Origin of the sequence: Pseudomonas sp. TKO26, assembly GCF_003225665.1 — a bacterium.
GTDB classification, from domain to species: domain Bacteria; phylum Pseudomonadota; class Gammaproteobacteria; order Pseudomonadales; family Pseudomonadaceae; genus Aquipseudomonas; species Aquipseudomonas saponiphila.
Genome location: NZ_QKLN01000005.1, coordinates 298,859 through 314,192 on the forward strand (window position 1 = coordinate 298,859; position 15,334 = coordinate 314,192).

Annotated in this window: 18 protein-coding genes; 13 read left to right on the forward strand and 5 right to left on the reverse strand. The window is 59.9% G+C overall.

Features of this window, described 5'->3' with window-relative positions:
• The first annotated feature begins 10 nt into the window (after nucleotides 1-10).
• The 4 genes from DNK59_RS10290 to DNK59_RS10305 all read left to right on the forward strand — a co-directional run bounded on the left by DNK59_RS10290 (nucleotide 11) and on the right by DNK59_RS10305 (nucleotide 3,544).
• The gene (locus DNK59_RS10290) at nucleotides 11-361 is read left to right on the forward strand and encodes a hypothetical protein (RefSeq protein WP_092316448.1); all 351 of its coding nucleotides are present in this window, start codon (nucleotides 11-13) and stop codon (nucleotides 359-361) included.
• A gap of 329 nt (nucleotides 362-690) precedes the next feature.
• Nucleotides 691-1,320, forward strand: coding sequence for a lytic polysaccharide monooxygenase auxiliary activity family 9 protein (locus DNK59_RS10295; RefSeq protein ID WP_092316446.1), 630 nt, complete (start codon nucleotides 691-693; stop codon nucleotides 1,318-1,320).
• Nucleotides 1,321-1,365: 45 nt separating this feature from the next.
• Complete coding sequence (locus DNK59_RS10300; RefSeq protein WP_110723115.1) at nucleotides 1,366-2,832, forward strand: carbohydrate-binding protein; 1,467 nt, start codon at nucleotides 1,366-1,368, stop codon at nucleotides 2,830-2,832.
• A gap of 271 nt (nucleotides 2,833-3,103) precedes the next feature.
• Nucleotides 3,104-3,544: a VOC family protein gene (locus DNK59_RS10305; RefSeq protein WP_110723116.1), complete on the forward strand. Its 441-nt coding sequence runs from the start codon at nucleotides 3,104-3,106 to the stop codon at nucleotides 3,542-3,544.
• A gap of 239 nt (nucleotides 3,545-3,783) precedes the next feature.
• On the opposite strand, the gene csrA is transcribed toward DNK59_RS10305, so the two are convergent.
• Nucleotides 3,784-3,978 carry a carbon storage regulator CsrA gene (gene csrA / locus DNK59_RS10310; RefSeq protein ID WP_007920550.1) on the reverse strand — a complete coding sequence of 65 codons (195 nt, stop codon included), beginning with the start codon at nucleotides 3,976-3,978 and terminating at the stop codon, nucleotides 3,784-3,786.
• Nucleotides 3,979-4,242: 264 nt separating this feature from the next.
• Between csrA and DNK59_RS10315 the strand changes: the two genes are divergently transcribed.
• Nucleotides 4,243-4,593, forward strand: coding sequence for a penicillin-binding protein activator LpoB (locus DNK59_RS10315; RefSeq protein ID WP_092316440.1), 351 nt, complete (start codon nucleotides 4,243-4,245; stop codon nucleotides 4,591-4,593).
• Nucleotides 4,594-4,644: 51 nt separating this feature from the next.
• On the opposite strand, the gene DNK59_RS10320 is transcribed toward DNK59_RS10315, so the two are convergent.
• The 3 genes from DNK59_RS10320 to DNK59_RS10330 form a co-directional block, all read right to left on the reverse strand.
• Nucleotides 4,645-5,334: an endonuclease gene (locus DNK59_RS10320; RefSeq protein WP_092316438.1), complete on the reverse strand. Its 690-nt coding sequence runs from the start codon at nucleotides 5,332-5,334 to the stop codon at nucleotides 4,645-4,647.
• A 4-nt stretch (nucleotides 5,335-5,338) separates the two neighbouring features.
• Nucleotides 5,339-5,608 (reverse strand): DUF1654 domain-containing protein, encoded by a 270-nt coding sequence (locus tag DNK59_RS10325; RefSeq protein WP_110723117.1) that lies wholly within the window; start codon nucleotides 5,606-5,608, stop codon nucleotides 5,339-5,341.
• 192 nt (nucleotides 5,609-5,800) lie between these two features.
• The gene (locus DNK59_RS10330; RefSeq protein ID WP_047303134.1) at nucleotides 5,801-6,889 is read right to left on the reverse strand and encodes an asparaginase; all 1,089 of its coding nucleotides are present in this window, start codon (nucleotides 6,887-6,889) and stop codon (nucleotides 5,801-5,803) included.
• A 338-nt stretch (nucleotides 6,890-7,227) separates the two neighbouring features.
• On the opposite strand from DNK59_RS10330, the gene DNK59_RS10335 reads away from it, so the two are divergent.
• The 8 genes from DNK59_RS10335 (at nucleotide 7,228) to DNK59_RS10370 (ending at nucleotide 14,926) form a co-directional block, all read left to right on the forward strand.
• Nucleotides 7,228-7,683 (forward strand): hypothetical protein, encoded by a 456-nt coding sequence (locus DNK59_RS10335; RefSeq protein WP_110723118.1) that lies wholly within the window; start codon nucleotides 7,228-7,230, stop codon nucleotides 7,681-7,683.
• Nucleotides 7,684-7,955: 272 nt separating this feature from the next.
• Nucleotides 7,956-8,912, forward strand: coding sequence for a sugar ABC transporter substrate-binding protein (locus tag DNK59_RS10340; RefSeq protein ID WP_110723119.1), 957 nt, complete (start codon nucleotides 7,956-7,958; stop codon nucleotides 8,910-8,912).
• A 57-nt stretch (nucleotides 8,913-8,969) separates the two neighbouring features.
• Entirely contained in the window at nucleotides 8,970-10,523 is a 1,554-nt protein-coding gene (locus DNK59_RS10345; protein ID WP_110723120.1) for a sugar ABC transporter ATP-binding protein, read from the forward strand.
• The gene (locus tag DNK59_RS10350) at nucleotides 10,520-11,497 is read left to right on the forward strand and encodes an ABC transporter permease (RefSeq protein WP_092316427.1); all 978 of its coding nucleotides are present in this window, start codon (nucleotides 10,520-10,522) and stop codon (nucleotides 11,495-11,497) included. The genes DNK59_RS10345 and DNK59_RS10350 overlap by 4 nt, the downstream gene beginning before the upstream one ends.
• Nucleotides 11,498-11,500: 3 nt before the next feature.
• Entirely contained in the window at nucleotides 11,501-12,523 is a 1,023-nt protein-coding gene (locus DNK59_RS10355) for a LacI family DNA-binding transcriptional regulator (RefSeq protein WP_092316425.1), read from the forward strand.
• A gap of 24 nt (nucleotides 12,524-12,547) precedes the next feature.
• Complete coding sequence (gene rbsK / locus DNK59_RS10360; RefSeq protein WP_110723121.1) at nucleotides 12,548-13,465, forward strand: ribokinase; 918 nt, start codon at nucleotides 12,548-12,550, stop codon at nucleotides 13,463-13,465.
• The gene (rbsD, locus tag DNK59_RS10365; protein ID WP_110723122.1) at nucleotides 13,462-13,866 is read left to right on the forward strand and encodes a D-ribose pyranase; all 405 of its coding nucleotides are present in this window, start codon (nucleotides 13,462-13,464) and stop codon (nucleotides 13,864-13,866) included. Before rbsK ends, rbsD begins: the two co-directional genes overlap by 4 nt.
• 31 nt (nucleotides 13,867-13,897) lie before the next feature.
• On the forward strand, nucleotides 13,898-14,926 hold the full coding sequence (locus DNK59_RS10370) for a nucleoside hydrolase (protein WP_110723123.1): 1,029 nt from the start codon (nucleotides 13,898-13,900) through the stop codon (nucleotides 14,924-14,926).
• A 32-nt stretch (nucleotides 14,927-14,958) separates the two neighbouring features.
• Here DNK59_RS10370 and DNK59_RS10375 read toward each other — a convergent pair whose 3' ends face one another.
• The gene (locus DNK59_RS10375; RefSeq protein WP_092316417.1) at nucleotides 14,959-15,171 is read right to left on the reverse strand and encodes a hypothetical protein; all 213 of its coding nucleotides are present in this window, start codon (nucleotides 15,169-15,171) and stop codon (nucleotides 14,959-14,961) included.
• Nucleotides 15,172-15,334: the final 163 nt, after the last annotated feature.

Consider the following 15,334-nt stretch of genomic DNA (forward strand, 5'->3'; position numbering starts at 1 on the left):
AGGTGACGGCATGCGGGTGTTGATGGCGATGATGGTTGCGGTTTTGTTGGCCGGCTGTGCGGGTTCCACCATGGATGACGCTCGGGCCAGAACGCCCAACAAGACCCTGAGCTCGGCCAAGGCCGATCAACTGGTGGCGCAGTGCGTGCAGTTCGCCTGGCAGGATGAAGCGGTCTTTGGTGTTGACGCTGCGGCTTATCTGCAGCCGGGCAAGGGCGGTGGCTATACGGTGTATACCCGCGCCGCCGAATCCTTCGCGGACATCAAGATCGAGCCTTCCGGGACCACCATTCACTACTATGCGGTCGAGGACAACGCGGTCTCTAAGCGCCGCCTCGCGGCGTTGGCAACCTGCCTATAAGCAATGGATCGTTTCAGGCGTTTTCAGGACAAACCCGGCAATGGCCGGGTTTGTTTTTTCTGCTGGGTGCTTTTTCGCTGTTAGTTGGGCTGCCTGGGGCTTCTCATAAAGTTAAAGAGCAAGTCTTGCTGTAGAAAAGCGTGTAATACATTGACTCTTCAAGTTGTCAGTTCAAATCGGGAAGTCCAGGGTTTAATGGGGCTGGCGCCGACTTTTGAAAATTGTCCCGGGTGGTTAGTTTGCGAGCGCATGAAAAAAGTCGATAAAAGTGCGCTAAGTTAAAGGTGCTCAACGAGGAGCGAACTTAATTAATCAATGGAGTGAAATATATGAATAAGCCACAAGCTCAACTTAAACATGGCCGCATCGTGTCGCCTTCCAGTCGTGGCTCGGTCGCGGTGGAACTGGGTCTGCTGGGGACCTGGCAGGTGAATGAGATGGAAGGAGGAAAAAATTTCCCGTCTCTGGTTGCCGGCCCTTTTCCGAAGCCCTACGACAGCGATGTGGCAAGCGTCGTACCACCCGCAGACGGTCATATTCTCAGCGGTGGCAAGGTTGATGAGCGCGACTGCATCAACTTCACCAACGATGAGATGTCGAAGAAACTCAACCGTGCATTCAACTGGCCGCTGCTCAGTGTCGATCCGGGGCAAGTCTTTCGCGTGCAGTGGGAATACACCGCGCCTCACGTTACCCGTGGTTATAGCTGGTTCATCACCAAAGATGGCTGGGACCCGAAGCAGCGTATCAGTCGTGCACAATTGGAACCCAAGGCTTTTTATCAGGACTTTTATACTGAAGTTCCATTCGACAAGTTTGGCTCGGTGCTGAAGGCCAAGACCCATCATGAAGTTGTACTGCCGAAAAACAAGAAAGGCCATCATGTTGTGGTGTTGCTGTGGATCGTTGCCAATACCGGCAACGGGTTCTATCAGGCGTTCGATCTGGACTTCAAGTAAGTTGCAGGCTTAGAGCATTATTTATCCGTTCTGAAGGATTAGAGCATGAATAAAATTGACTTTACATCGATCAAGACTCAGCCCGCGGATGCCGCATCTCTGATGCCGAGCATTGCCGGCAAGAAGATCCTCATGGGCTTCTGGCACAACTGGGCCGCCGGTCCTGCTGATGGTTACCAGCAGGGGCAGTTCGCCAATCTCAATCTGCTGGATGTGCCCAAGGAATATAGCGTGGTGGCGGTGGCCTTCATGAAGGGGCACGGCATTCCTACGTTCAAGCCTTACAACCTGTCGGATGAAGAGTTCCGGCGTCAGGTGGGCGTGCTCAATAGCCAGGGGCGGGCGGTGCTGATCTCCCTGGGTGGTGCCGATGCGCATATCGAATTGCACAAGGGCAACGAGCAGCCCCTGGCCAGCGAGATCATCCGCTTGGTGGAGACCTACGGTTTCGATGGCCTGGATATCGATCTGGAGCAGAGCGCTATCGACTTCGCTGACAACAAGAGCGTGTTGCCGGCCGCGCTGAAGCTGGTGAAGGATCATTACGCCGGCCAGGGTAAGCACTTCATCATCAGCATGGCCCCCGAGTTTCCGTACCTGACCAGCAATGGCAAATACGTGGCGTATCTGCAGGCCCTGGAGGGCTACTACGACTTTGTCGCGCCGCAGTATTACAACCAGGGCGGCGATGGGCTCTGGGTGCAGGAGGTCAATGGCGGGCAGGGGGCGTGGATCGCCCAGAACAACGACGCCATGAAGGAGGACTTTCTGTTCTACCTGAGCGACAGCCTGGCCTCGGGTACGCGTGGTTTCACCCGGATTGCCGCGGACAAGCTGGTGATCGGTTTGCCGAGCAACGTCGATGCGGCAGCCACCGGATATGTCATCGAACCTGCTGCGTTGAACAATGCGTTCAGGCGCTTGCAGGAGAGTGGGCACGCCATCAAGGGCTTGATGACCTGGTCGGTGAACTGGGACGCCGGAGTCAATCGGCAGGGCGTGCATTACGACTGGGAATTCCGCAACCGTTACGCACCGTTGATCCATGGCAATGGCGGCGAGCCGGAGAGGCCCGGGGCGCCGGGCAATCTGCTGGTGCAGGGGACCACTCGCAGCAGCGTCAGCTTGAGTTGGGGGGCTTCCGGCGGCCGGCTGCCGGTGGAGTTCTATACCCTGTACCGCGATGGCAATGCGGTGGGCAAGACGGCGACTGCAGCCTATGAGGACAAGGGGCTGAATGCGGATACTCAGTACAGCTACTTTGTCACGGCTACTGACACTCAGGGCCGGGAATCCTTGCCCAGCCGCAGTTTGAGCGTCAGGACCGCGGGAGGTGTGGTCGATCCGAGCTTTCCCGAGTGGCATACCAGCCAGCGCTACATGAGGGAGGAGGGCGTGACTTATGAAGGCAATCGCTATCTCTGTCTTCAGGAGCACACCTCCAACCCGGGGTGGACGCCTTCCGTGGCATTCACGTTATGGAGCAAGGTGCTGCTGGAGCGTCATGCTTGAGGCCTAGAGGTCAGTACCCGAGGGCATGATCGGGCGGCCTGCGCGGATATTGTCGATCCGAATGCGGGCCGCTTTTTGCGTTTTTCCGGGGCTGTTCGGATTGCCTCATTCCTTGGTATCACGCCTGCGCAGACGCTGATACGGGTTACCGTCGCAGGCCGTTGCCTCGCGTGAGCTTGGCTCAGTTGTAATCATTGGTAAGCGATGCTGCTTTCGGGCTTGGCTTGGTGGTAGGTTCGCGGCTCGATTGAATGAGCAAGGAAAGCCCTCGATGTTTCAAATGAATAACCTGGTTCCGGAAATGCTGGTCAGCCATCTGGAACGCAGCCTGTCTTTTTACCGCGATACCCTGGGTTTCAAGGTGGAGTATCAGCGTCCCGAACATTTCTTTGCCTTTCTTTCATTCAACGGTGGGCAATTGATGCTGGAACAGGATGATCAGGAGGAGTCTGAGTGGCGCGTAGGCCCCTTGCAGGCACCCTTTGGTCGCGGCATGAACCTGTCCATCGAGTGCCCGGATATTCGCCAGTTGGCATTGGCACTGAAGCAGGCCGGTATCGCCTTGCGCAGGGACATCCAGGAATGCTGGTATCGCCATGATGAGTTGCTGCATGGTGAATTGAACCTGCTGGTGCAGGATCCTGATGGCTACCTGCTGCGGTTTACCGAGGACCTGGGGTTCAAGCCGGTGGAGCCGTCAGCAGGCGCCTGACCGCTGTGCCCGGGTGCGACGCCTGCATCGCTGCGGCGCCGCGGGCCGGGAGGCAGCGGCAGGGTGGGTTGCCAGAAAGGGGCGTTGTTCAGTGGTTGACGAAAATCCGCTGCGCGGGAGTCTGTTGTGGCCGCTGTCCGTAGAGGACAGGCGGTGTAGGTGAGGGAGAAGCTCAAGATGAACAAGGCACGCGCCGCACCAGCCTTGGATTGCAGGCGAGGAGCGGGTGCTCATTGAGTTCAAGGGGTTTCGCGCTTGTCCGGGGCAGTGAGTCCGGCCTGAATGCGTTGATAGATTTCTTCGCGGTGTACCGCGACATCTTTTGGCGCGTTGATTCCGATGCGGACCTGTTGGCCGCTGACGCCGAGGATGGTGATCGTAATGTCGTCACCGATGTTTATGCTTTCACCGACTTTGCGGGTGAGTATCAGCATGATCTTCTCCTTGATAGCTTTGTAGGGCACCAGATTCAAACAGTGCAGAGGTCGGTCTTAGGTATAGATTAGTGCGAAGTTCCACTGAGTGGGTGCCTCTTTCTGACGCGCAGGCGATCTATTAATTCCCCAGGCGCAACTATACATAGGCAATAAATATCATTCTTCCTGTTTCGGCCTGATTTTGTGACGAGGTCTCTGGTGGCTGGAGTGCTAAAATCGCCGCCTCAGACTTTCTAGGGGTAGGTTGTGCGCACAGTAGCGATGATGATGGCGGTGCTGGCCTTGGCCGGATGCGGCGAAGGCAAGCAGGTCGAAGCAAACAAGACTGCGGCGGCGCAGGTTCAACCGGTTCAGGCGTCCAACGCGCCGCAGTGGGATGTGCTGGTGGGCAGCGAGTTGCCTCAGGCGGTAAGCGATCTGACCGGCTGGCTGATCGAGCACGGGATCATTTCCAATGTGCTGACCGTTGGGGGCAAGCGCCTGGTGGTGGTCGGTCCGTTTGCTTCCCAGGCCGAAGCCGAGGCCAAGAAGAATGAAGTGATCGAAAAGCTGGTCAAGGCCAAGAAGCGCGATATCGACGTCACTGTCATCGAGCATCAAACCGCGCAATAAGCCTGTTTGCACAGGATCCAGAATCGCCCGCGTTCAGCGGGCGATCTGCTTTCAGCCACAGGCCTTGAGGTTGACCGCACCGACGAACTCATTGCCGCGCCCCATGACACAGGCCACGCTCTGATTGCGCTGGCGTTCCCAGTCTTGCACCGGATAGGTCTTGTTCCAGGCTTCGAAGAGCTGGAGGTCCTGCTTCGACAGGCGCAGGCCGTACTGCTTGCTCATGTAGAAGTAGGTGCGGGCAATCATGCCGCGAATCGACGGCCGTGGCATGACCTTCTTGGCCTTGAAGTCGACCTGGGTCAGGCACGAACCGTACTGGCCCGATTGCTCCGGCAGCCAGCCGAAGCTGAAGTTGCTGCGGTCGCCATTCACTTCGCCAATGCTCGGTACCAGGTTGTGCAGGTCGGCTTCGGCGCGCTGATAGACCGTATCGGTGCGCGTGCAGTTCTTGCGTCCGCCTTGCTGCCAGCACTGGCGCTGATGGCCGATCTGCCAGGCCGGCACTATGTGCTCCCACTCGATGCGTTCGGCGCGTTTGGCGTTCTTGCGCGGTACGTAGCCGCAGGCCGCCAGGTTCACCCGATTGCCGGTGTACTTGCAGCCGCAATAGAACTCGGTGGATTGTGGGGCATAGAGCTTCCAGGCGACCTTCTTGGCTTCGCTGAAGGTACGGGGCGCATCGGCTTGGGCGGTACAGGCGAGAAACAGCAACAGCAGGGCAAAACAACGAACACTCATCGACTCAGTCTTCCTTCGGCACAACCCAGAAAATCTGCACACCGCCGTCGTCGCGATAGGCGAGGGTGACGTTGTCGTTTTCGGCGATTTCTTCCAGCAGGCGCTCCCATTCGTCCTGGGGTTCGTCGGCGAGGCGGAAGATCAGCGCGGCCTTGGCTTTTTGTGCGGTGGGGGAGTTGATGATTTTCTGGATGCGTACACCCAGGCGTTCGTAGGAGCTGAGGGGCGTTTGGGTCGTGGCCACGGAACAATCCTTATTAAGCTGTACGCACATACAGTATTTAACTGTAGGAAATTTCGCAACTGCTTAAAATTCAAGAAGTTCTTCTGACCACGTTTTACGCATTTGTCTCACGAGGCGAGCAGATATTTTTACTGGGAGGGAGGAGGCGGTAGCGGGACCACCCGCCCGGGCGGGCGAGTGGTTGCAAGCGTGCTCGACCGGGGCCGGTCGAGCAGGGTTCTGTCAGTATTCCCAGAACATGCGTTGCAGTTCCTTGCTGTCCTGAGTCTTGGTCAGGGCGACCATGGCCAGGATGCGGGCTTTCTGCGGGTTCAGGTCATGAGCCACGACCCAGTCGTACTTGTCGTCAGGTTGTTCGGCGTTGCGCAGGACGAAGCCACCGGCATTGACGTGGGAAGAGCGGATGATCTGTACACCGTTCTTGCGCAGTTCCTGCAGGGCAGGGACTACACGGGAAGACACCGAACCGTTGCCGGTGCCGGCGTGGATGATGGCTTTGGCGCCGCCCTGGGCCAGGGCTTTGTAGGCTGTGTCGCTGACGTTGCCGTAGCCGTAGGCGATTTCTACGTCAGGCAGGCTCTTGATGTTCTTGATGTCGAATTCCGAATCCATGGTGTGGCGCTTGGCCGGCAGGCGGAACCAGTAGGATTTGCCTTCCACCACCATGCCCAACGGGCCCCATGGGCTCTTGAAGGCTTCGGTCTTGATGTTGATCATTTTGCTGACATCGCGACCGGACTGGATTTCGTCGTTCATGGTTACCAGTACGCCTTTGCCGCGAGCATTCTTGCTGCCGGCGACGGCCACGGCGTTGTACAGGTTGAGCATGCCGTCGGCGGACATGGCGGTGCCTGGGCGCATGGAGCCGACCACTACGATTGGCTTGTCGGTCTTTTCCACCAGGTTGAGGAAGTAGGCGGTTTCTTCCAGGGTGTCGGTACCGTGGGTGATGACGATGCCATCAACGTCCTTGCTGTCGGCCAGTTCGGCAACGCGGCGACCCAATTGCAGCAGGTTTTCGTTGGTGATGCTTTCCGAGGCGATCTGCATGACCTGCTCGCCACGCACGTTGGCCAGCTGGTTCAGTTCCGGGATACCGGCGATCAGTTGTTCGATACCGACCTTGGCCGCCTGATAGGTGGCGCTGTTGGCCGCGCTGGCGCCGGCGCCGGCGATAGTGCCGCCGGTGGCGAGGACTACGACGTTGGCGAGTTTCTGCTGGGTTTCAGCTTCTTTGGCCTGCAGAGCGGCAGGCAGAAGCAGGAGGAGGGCCAAAGCGCCCGGGGCGAAGGATTTGAAGGCAGATTTCATTATTTTCTCTCTAGTAGTGAGACGGTGCTGATGCAGGTTCATCTAGAAACACCTCGGCGGCAGATCTGTTTGCGCCGGGGCAGCGAGGATTGAGCAGGATCTGTACCAGCGCTACCTTGGTCGGTTAGGTATTTTAAGTTACTGATTCATATCAATTTTATTTCTGTTTGTGGTCGCGTTGAGTCAAGCGGTGTCCGGGTTTCCGAACATTTGTGCAGCGCTGTGTTCGGCTATCCGAAAATACTCGTCGTCAGCCCTGAAGCGACTTCTTGCATATTCATTAAAGAATGTTCTGCGGCGGTCGATGATCCTTCTAGGATTTTTCACCAGGAGTTCCCATGTCACTGTCAGTCGGATTTCCAGGGGCAGGAGCCATTCTGATCAATGGCAAGTCACCCGCGACCATCGCTGCATTGAACGATGCCACCGCCGAGCAGGCGTCTAGCGCGCTGGGCACCGACGAGTCGGGTAGCTTGCGAGTCGGTTCCAGCAAGCAGGCCGAACAGTCTGAAAGCAAAAGCTCAAGCTCAGACAATCACAGCATCGTGGTAAAGATGCTGCTCAAGCGCATGGAGGAACTGCAGCAGCAACTTCGAGAGCAGCAACAGCAGCTGGCTGCCGCCCAGGCCGCCAACTACCCAACCCCCGAGGCCAAGCAGACGACAGTCATGGCCATTCAAGGGCAGGTCGCCGCTACCAACGGTGCCCTGGCAGAGGTTTCGGGCAAACTGGTACAGGAGTTGGCCAAGGAGTCTTCCTCCTCCTCCGGTGGTCTGGTGAATACCTCCGCCTGAATCATCAGCCTGTCCGGGAGCATTTTTCGGACAGGTTCTTCTCCAAGCGGCCGGCTGCGAATGGCTGCTTAGGCTCTCTGATTGCAGATTGAACCGCGTTGACAAACTCTGGCGAGGTTCGCATAGTTCGTTTTACGCAAACGTTTGCGCGGTGCTCGGGAAACGCTGAACGTCTATCTTTCCGATGCATGGCGTCGGCCAGCGCCACCGCTAACCTGGTGGCCCCGCCGGGCGAACGCTGCTCACAATAATCATAAGATCGGAGTGAACCCATGAAGCTGCCCTTTGCTGGACGTCTACTCGCTGTCGCCGTTTTGGCCGCTGCATCCGCTGTCCTTCCTGTCTCTTCGGCTCTGGCCGACACCCCGCAGAAACCCAAGGTCGCCCTGGTCATGAAATCCCTGGCCAACGAGTTTTTCCTGACCATGGAAGACGGTGCCAAGGCTTATCAGAAAGAGCACTCCGGCGATTTCGACCTGGTGTCCAACGGCATCAAGGACGAAACCGATACCGCCAACCAGATCCGTATCGTCGAGCAGATGATCGTCTCCAAGGTTAATGCCCTGGTGATTGCTCCCGCCGACTCCAAGGCGATGGTGCCGGTGATCAAGAAGGCGGTGGACGCCGGGATCACGGTGATCAATATCGATAACCAACTCGATCCCGGGGTGCTCAAGAGCAAGAACATCAGCGTGCCTTTCGTCGGGCCGGACAACCGCAAGGGCGCACGCCTGGTGGGTGAGTACCTGGCCAAGCAACTCAAGGCTGGGGATGAAGTCGGGATCATCGAAGGTGTCTCCACCACCACCAACGCGCAACAGCGCACCGCCGGCTTCAAGGACGCAATGGAGGCCGCGCAGATCAAGGTGGTGTCGCTGCAATCGGGTGACTGGGAGATAGACGCCGGCAACCGCGTCGCCTCGGCCATGCTCAGCGAGTATCCGAATCTCAAGGCGTTGCTGGCCGGCAACGACAGCATGGCGGTAGGGGCGGTGTCCGCTGTGCGGGCCGCCGGCAAGGCGGGCAAGGTCCAGGTAGTGGGCTACGACAATATCAACGCCATCAAGCCGATGCTCAAGGATGGCCGGGTCCTGGCCACTGCCGATCAGTTCGCCGCCAAGCAGGCGGTGTTCGGTATCGAGACGGCGCTGAAGATCCTCAAGGGCGAGAAGGTCGACAGCGGTGCCAATGGCGTGATCGAAACTCCGGTTGAGCTGGTCACCAAATAGTCGTTGCGACGGCCCAACGGCGCTCGCCCGCAAGGGTGAGCGCATGGAGAGTTTCCTATGTCAGTTTCCGCTGCGAACGCTGTCCTTTCGGTCAGCGGTATCGGTAAGACCTATGCACAACCGGTACTGACCGGCATCGACCTGACGCTGCTGCGCGGCGAGGTGCTGGCCCTGACCGGGGAAAACGGTGCCGGCAAGAGTACCCTGTCGAAGATCATCGGTGGCCTGGTCAGTCCGACCATCGGGCACATGCAGTTCAATGGTCAGGACTATCGTCCCGCTAGCCGCACCCAGGCTGAGGAGCTGGGTATCCGCATGGTCATGCAGGAGCTCAACCTGCTGCCGACCCTGTCGGTGGCCGAGAACCTGTTTCTCGACAACCTGCCCAGCAATGGCGGTTGGATCAGCCGCAAGCAACTGCGCAAGGCGGCGATCGAAGCCATGGCCCAGGTCGGCCTGGACGCCATCGATCCTGACACCCTGGTGGGCGAGTTGGGCATCGGCCATCAGCAAATGGTGGAGATTGCCCGCAACCTGATCGGCGACTGCCATGTGCTGATTCTTGATGAGCCCACGGCCATGCTCACGGCTCGCGAGGTGGAGATGCTTTTCGAGCAGATCGCCCGTCTGCAGGCTCGGGGTGTATCGATCATCTATATCTCCCATCGCCTGGAAGAACTGTCCCGGATTGCCCAGCGCATTGCCGTATTGCGCGATGGTTGCCTGGTCTGTGTCGAGCCCATGGCCAACTACAACAGCGAGCAGTTGGTGAACCTGATGGTGGGGCGCGAGCTGGGCGAGCATATCGATCTGGGTGAGCGCAAGATCGGCGCCCCGGCGCTGACGGTGAGCAACCTTTGCCGTTCGGACAAGGTTCGCGATGTGTCGTTTACGGTGCGCAGCGGCGAGATCTTCGGGATTTCCGGGCTGATAGGCGCCGGGCGTACCGAGCTGTTGCGCCTGATCTTCGGCGCCGATGCTGCCGACAGTGGCAGCATTGCCCTGGGGACGCCGGCGCGGCCTGTGAGCATTCGTTCGCCGGTGGACGCCGTGGCCAACGGTATTGCCCTGATCACCGAGGACCGCAAGGGAGAGGGCCTGCTGCTGACCCAGTCGATCAGCGCCAATATCGCCCTGGGCAATATGCCGGCGATTTCCCGTCGTGGCCTGGTCAATGGCCAGGACGAGGAGCAGTTGGCTCGGCGGCAGATCGACGCCATGCGCATTCGCAGTTCCAGCCCGGCGCAACGGGTCAGTGAATTGTCCGGCGGCAACCAGCAGAAAGTAGTGATCGGTCGCTGGCTGGAGCGCGACTGCTCGGTGCTGCTGTTCGACGAACCCACTCGCGGCATCGATGTCGGCGCCAAGTTCGATATCTACGGCCTGCTGGGCGAGTTGACCCGCCAGGGCAAGGCTCTGGTGGTGGTGTCCAGCGACTTGCGCGAGTTGATGCTGATCTGCGACCGCATCGGCGTGCTGTCTGCCGGACGTCTGATCGACACCTTCGAGCGTGACAGCTGGACCCAGGACGAATTGCTTGCCGCCGCCTTTGCCGGCTATCAGAAACGAGATGCGCTGCTCAATGAAGTGGCGCCTAGGAATGCACCATGAATACTGCACCTGCAAGCGGCAAGCGAGGCGGCCATTACTACGGCCTCGGCACTTACCTGGGGCTGGCGGGGGCCTTGTTGGGGATGATTGTTCTGTTCTCCCTGCTCAGCAGCCACTTCCTCTCCTATGACACGTTCAGCACCCTGGCCAACCAGATTCCCGACCTGATGGTGCTGGCGGTGGGCATGACCTTTGTGCTGATCATCGGCGGCATCGATTTGTCCGTTGGCTCGGTGCTGGCCCTGGCCGCTTCGACGGTCAGCGTGGCGATCCTCGGCTGGGGCTGGAGCGTGGTACCTGCGGCGTTGCTGGGCATGGCGTGTGCGGCGCTGGCGGGAACCATCACCGGATCGATCACCGTGGCCTGGCGCATTCCGTCGTTCATCGTTTCCCTGGGGGTGCTGGAAATGGCCCGGGGCGTGGCCTACCAGATGACCGGCTCGCGCACCGCCTATATCGGCGACGCCTTTGCCTGGCTGTCGAATCCGATTGCCTTTGGCATTTCGCCGTCGTTTATCATTGCCCTGCTGATTATCTTTCTGGCCCAGGCGGTGCTGACGCGCACCGTGTTCGGCCGCTACCTGATCGGCATCGGTACCAACGAAGAAGCGGTGCGCCTGGCGGGGATCAACCCCAAACCCTACAAGATCCTGGTGTTCAGCCTGATGGGGTTGTTGGCGGGCATTGCGGCGCTGTTTCAAATTTCTCGCCTGGAAGCGGCAGACCCGAATGCGGGCTCCGGTCTGGAGTTGCAGGTCATCGCCGCGGTGGTGATCGGCGGCACCAGCCTGATGGGCGGACGCGGTTCGGTGATCAGTACCTTCTTTGGCGTCTTGATTATTTCCGTGCTGGCTGCGGGCCTGGCGCAAATCGGCGCATCCGAACCGACCAAGCGCATCATCACCGGTGCGGTCATTGTGATTGCCGTGGTGCTGGACACCTATCGCAGCCAGCGCGCCAATCGGCGGGTTTGATTCATGGCAACCATTAAGGATGTGGCGGCGCTGGCGGGGATTTCCTACACCACGGTGTCCCATGTACTGAACAAGACACGCCCGGTCAGCGAGGAGGTTCGGGTCAAGGTCGAAGCGGCGATCAAGCGCCTGGATTATGTACCCAGCGCGGTGGCGCGTTCGCTGAAGGCCAAGACCACGGCCACCATAGGTTTGCTGGTGCCCAACAGCCTCAACCCGTACTTTGCCGAGCTGGCGCGGGGGATCGAGGACTACTGCGAGCGCAACGGCTACTGCGTGATTCTCTGCAACTCCGACGACAACCCGCAGAAGCAGCGCAACTACTTGCGGGTGCTGCTGGAAAAACGCATCGACGGCTTGATCGTGACCTCCGCCGGAGGCGACAGCGGCCTGGCCCAGGGCCTGGCCGGGGTGCGCACGCCGATGGTGATCGTCGACCGCGGGCTGGAGGGCGTGGACGCCGACCTGGTGCGCATCGACCACCAGTACGGTGCCTACCTGGCGACCCGGCACCTGTTGGACCTGGGGCATCGCGACATTGCCTGCATTGGTGGGCCGGCCCAGACCAGCGTGGCGCAGTTGCGTCTGGCGGGCTTTCATCAGGCGTTGCACGAAGCAGGGGTTGCAGTACCGGCCTCGCGCCTTCTGGAAAGTGATTTCAGTAGCACCGGTGGTTATCTGGCGGCGGCACAGTTGCTCGATGGCCCCAGCCGGCCCAGCGCGATATTCGCTGGCAACGACATGATGGGTATCGGCGTGCTGCGGGCGGCTGCGGAACGCAATATCCGCGTGCCCGGCCAGCTCTCGGTGATTGGCTTCGACGACATTCTCATGAGTCGCTATGTCTACCCGGCGCTGACCACGGTCGGCCAGTCGATCCTGCAGCTGGGCGAGACTGCGGCAGAGTTGCTGCTGCGCAGGATCGCCTCGCGGGAGTTGCCGGTCGACCAGCGCATCGTGAAGCCGAATATTGTCTTGCGGGAATCCACGGCGCCGCTTGGCGGTGCCTTTGCCGAATACCGCTGAACCCAAATGATTGAGTATCGATGTATGCCAGCAAAAGTAGTGGTAGTGGGAAGCCTTAACATGGACCTGGTCACCCGGGCCGAGCGCCTGCCCCGCGGGGGCGAGACGCTGATTGGCAAGTCCTTCGCCACGGTATCCGGTGGCAAGGGGGCCAATCAGGCGGTAGCCGCGGCGCGGCTCGGGGCGCAGGTCTCGATGGTTGGCTGTGTCGGCGATGACGCCTATGGCGAGCAACTGCGTGGCGCCTTGCTCGCCGAGCAGATCGATTGCCAGGCTGTCAGCGTGGTCGAGGGCTCCAGCGGCGTGGCCCTGATCGTGGTGGATGACAGCAGTCAGAATGCGATTGTCATTGTCGCTGGCGGCAATGGTCTGCTCAGTCCCGAGAAGGTCGCAGGATTCGATCGGGTGCTGCAGGAGGCTGAGGTGATCATTTGCCAGCTGGAAGTGCCCACGGCGACGGTGGGCTACACCCTCAAGCGCGGGCGCGAGCTGGGCAAGACGGTGATTCTCAATCCGGCGCCGGCCAGCGCGCCGCTGCCGGGCCAGTGGTATGGCTCTATCGATTACCTGATTCCCAATGAAAGCGAGGCTTCGGCGCTCAGTGGGGTGACCGTGGACTCCCTGGAAAGCGCCGAGGTGGCGGCCGGTCGTTTGATCGCCGCTGGCGCCGGCAAGGTCATCATTACCCTGGGGGCGCAAGGCTCGCTGTTTGCTGATGGCCGCAGCTGTGAGTATTTCCCGGCACCCAAGGTCAAGGCCGTTGACACTACCGCGGCGGGAGACACCTTTGTCGGTGGTTTTGCCGCGGCTCTGGCTGCCGGCAAGAGCGAGGTCGAAGCGATCCGCTTTGGTCAGGTCGCCGCGGCGTTGTCGGTGACCCGGGCTGGCGCACAACCTTCCATTCCCACGCTGTCCGACGTTCAGGCGTTTGCACCCTCATGAAAAAGACCCCTTTGCTCAATATTGCCCTGTCACGCTTGATCGCCTCCCTGGGGCACGGCGACATCGTGGTGATTGGTGATGCCGGTCTGCCGGTGCCTGCGGGCGTCGAGTTGATCGACTTGGCCCTGACCCACGGCGTTCCCGATTTTCTCGGCACGCTGAAGGTGCTGCTCAGTGAGATGCAGGTGGAGAGTCATGTGCTGGCCGAGGAGATTCTGCGCAAGCGGCCGCAGCCTCTGTCGGGGCTCGATGAGCTGGACCTCAATGGCCAGCTGGGGGCGCGCAAACTGCTCAGTCACGAAAATTTCAAGGTGCTCTGTCGACAGGCCCGGGCGGTGGTCCGCACGGGAGAGTGCCAGCCCTATTGCAACATCGCCCTGGTTGCCGGGGTGACTTTCTAGGCCTTTTCATACCCTGCACAAGGAGTGCGCCATGCACCGCTATGCTCAGCTATTCAATCACTGGTTCCGGAGTCTGCTGCTTTTGTCTCTGCTCACTGCTACCGGCGCTCAGGCGGCGGAAAAAATCGATCTGATCATCGATACCGATCCGGGGGCCGACGATGTGGTGGCCCTGCTGTTCGCCCTGGCCTCGCCCGAAGAGCTGCACATCCGTGCCTTGACCACGGTGGCGGGCAACGTGCGCCTGGACAAGACCTCGCGCAATGCTCGGCTGGCTCGTGAGTGGGCGGGGCGCGATGAAGTGCCGGTCTATGCAGGGGCGCCCAAGCCACTGCTGCGCACGCCGATCTACGCCGAGAATATCCACGGCAAGGAGGGCATCTCCGGGGTGGCCGTGCATGAGCCCAAGGCGCCTCTGGCCAAGGGTAATGCGGTGAACTACCTGATCGACACCTTGCGTTCAGCCAAGCCCCACAGCATCACCATCGCCATGCTCGGTCCGCAGACCAACCTGGCGCTGGCGCTGATCCAGGCTCCGGATATCACCCAAGGCATCAAGGAGGTGGTGGTCATGGGCGGTGCGCATTTCAATGGCGGCAACATTACGCCGGTGGCCGAGTTCAACCTGTTCGCCGACCCACAGGCCGCGGAAGTGGTGCTCAAGAGTGGCGTCAAGTTGACCTACTTGCCCTTGGATGTGACGCACAAGGTGCTGACCAGTGACGCGCGTCTGCAGAAGATCGCGGCCCTGAACAACAATGCCAGCAAAGTGGTGGGGGATATCCTCAACGAGTACGTCAAGGGCGACATGGAGCACTACGGGATTCCCGGTGGTCCGGTGCATGACGCTACCGTGATCGCTTACCTCCTGAAGCCCGAGTTGTTCACCGGGCGCCAGGCCAACATGGTCGTCGACAGTCGCGAAGGGCCGACCTTCGGCCAGACCATCGTCGACTGGTACGACGGCCTGAAGCAGGAAAAGAACGTGTTCTGGGTTGAGAATGGCGATGCTCAGGGCTTCTTCGATCTGCTCACCGAGCGTCTGGCCCGTCTCAAGTAAGTCGCACCCCCGCAGGCACGACCTGCGGGGTGCTATTCCCGTTCCGGGTCCTGGGCGCCCAAGTGGTCGGCTGGGTATTTCTCGAATACCTGCTCGATGAATGCGCGGGCTGACTGGGTTCCCAGCTCCTTGACCAGCAGATCTATGCCAATGATTGCCAACTCTTCCGGGCTTCCTGGGCTGTAGGAGCACTGGCCCTGGGGCCATTTGGCTTTGATGTCGGCGTCAATACTCACGGTAGCCATGAAGGTCTCACGAATTCGGATAAGGCGGGCCTCAGGTCAGGCCTGGGCAGGTGTTTGCTACGGCGCAGAGTTAACCATGTTGCCGGGCATTTGGCACTGCGACTTAGGCATCAGGCAGGTGCTGTGCGACACTGGCGCCTTTCCTGCGCTCAAGGAAGCCACC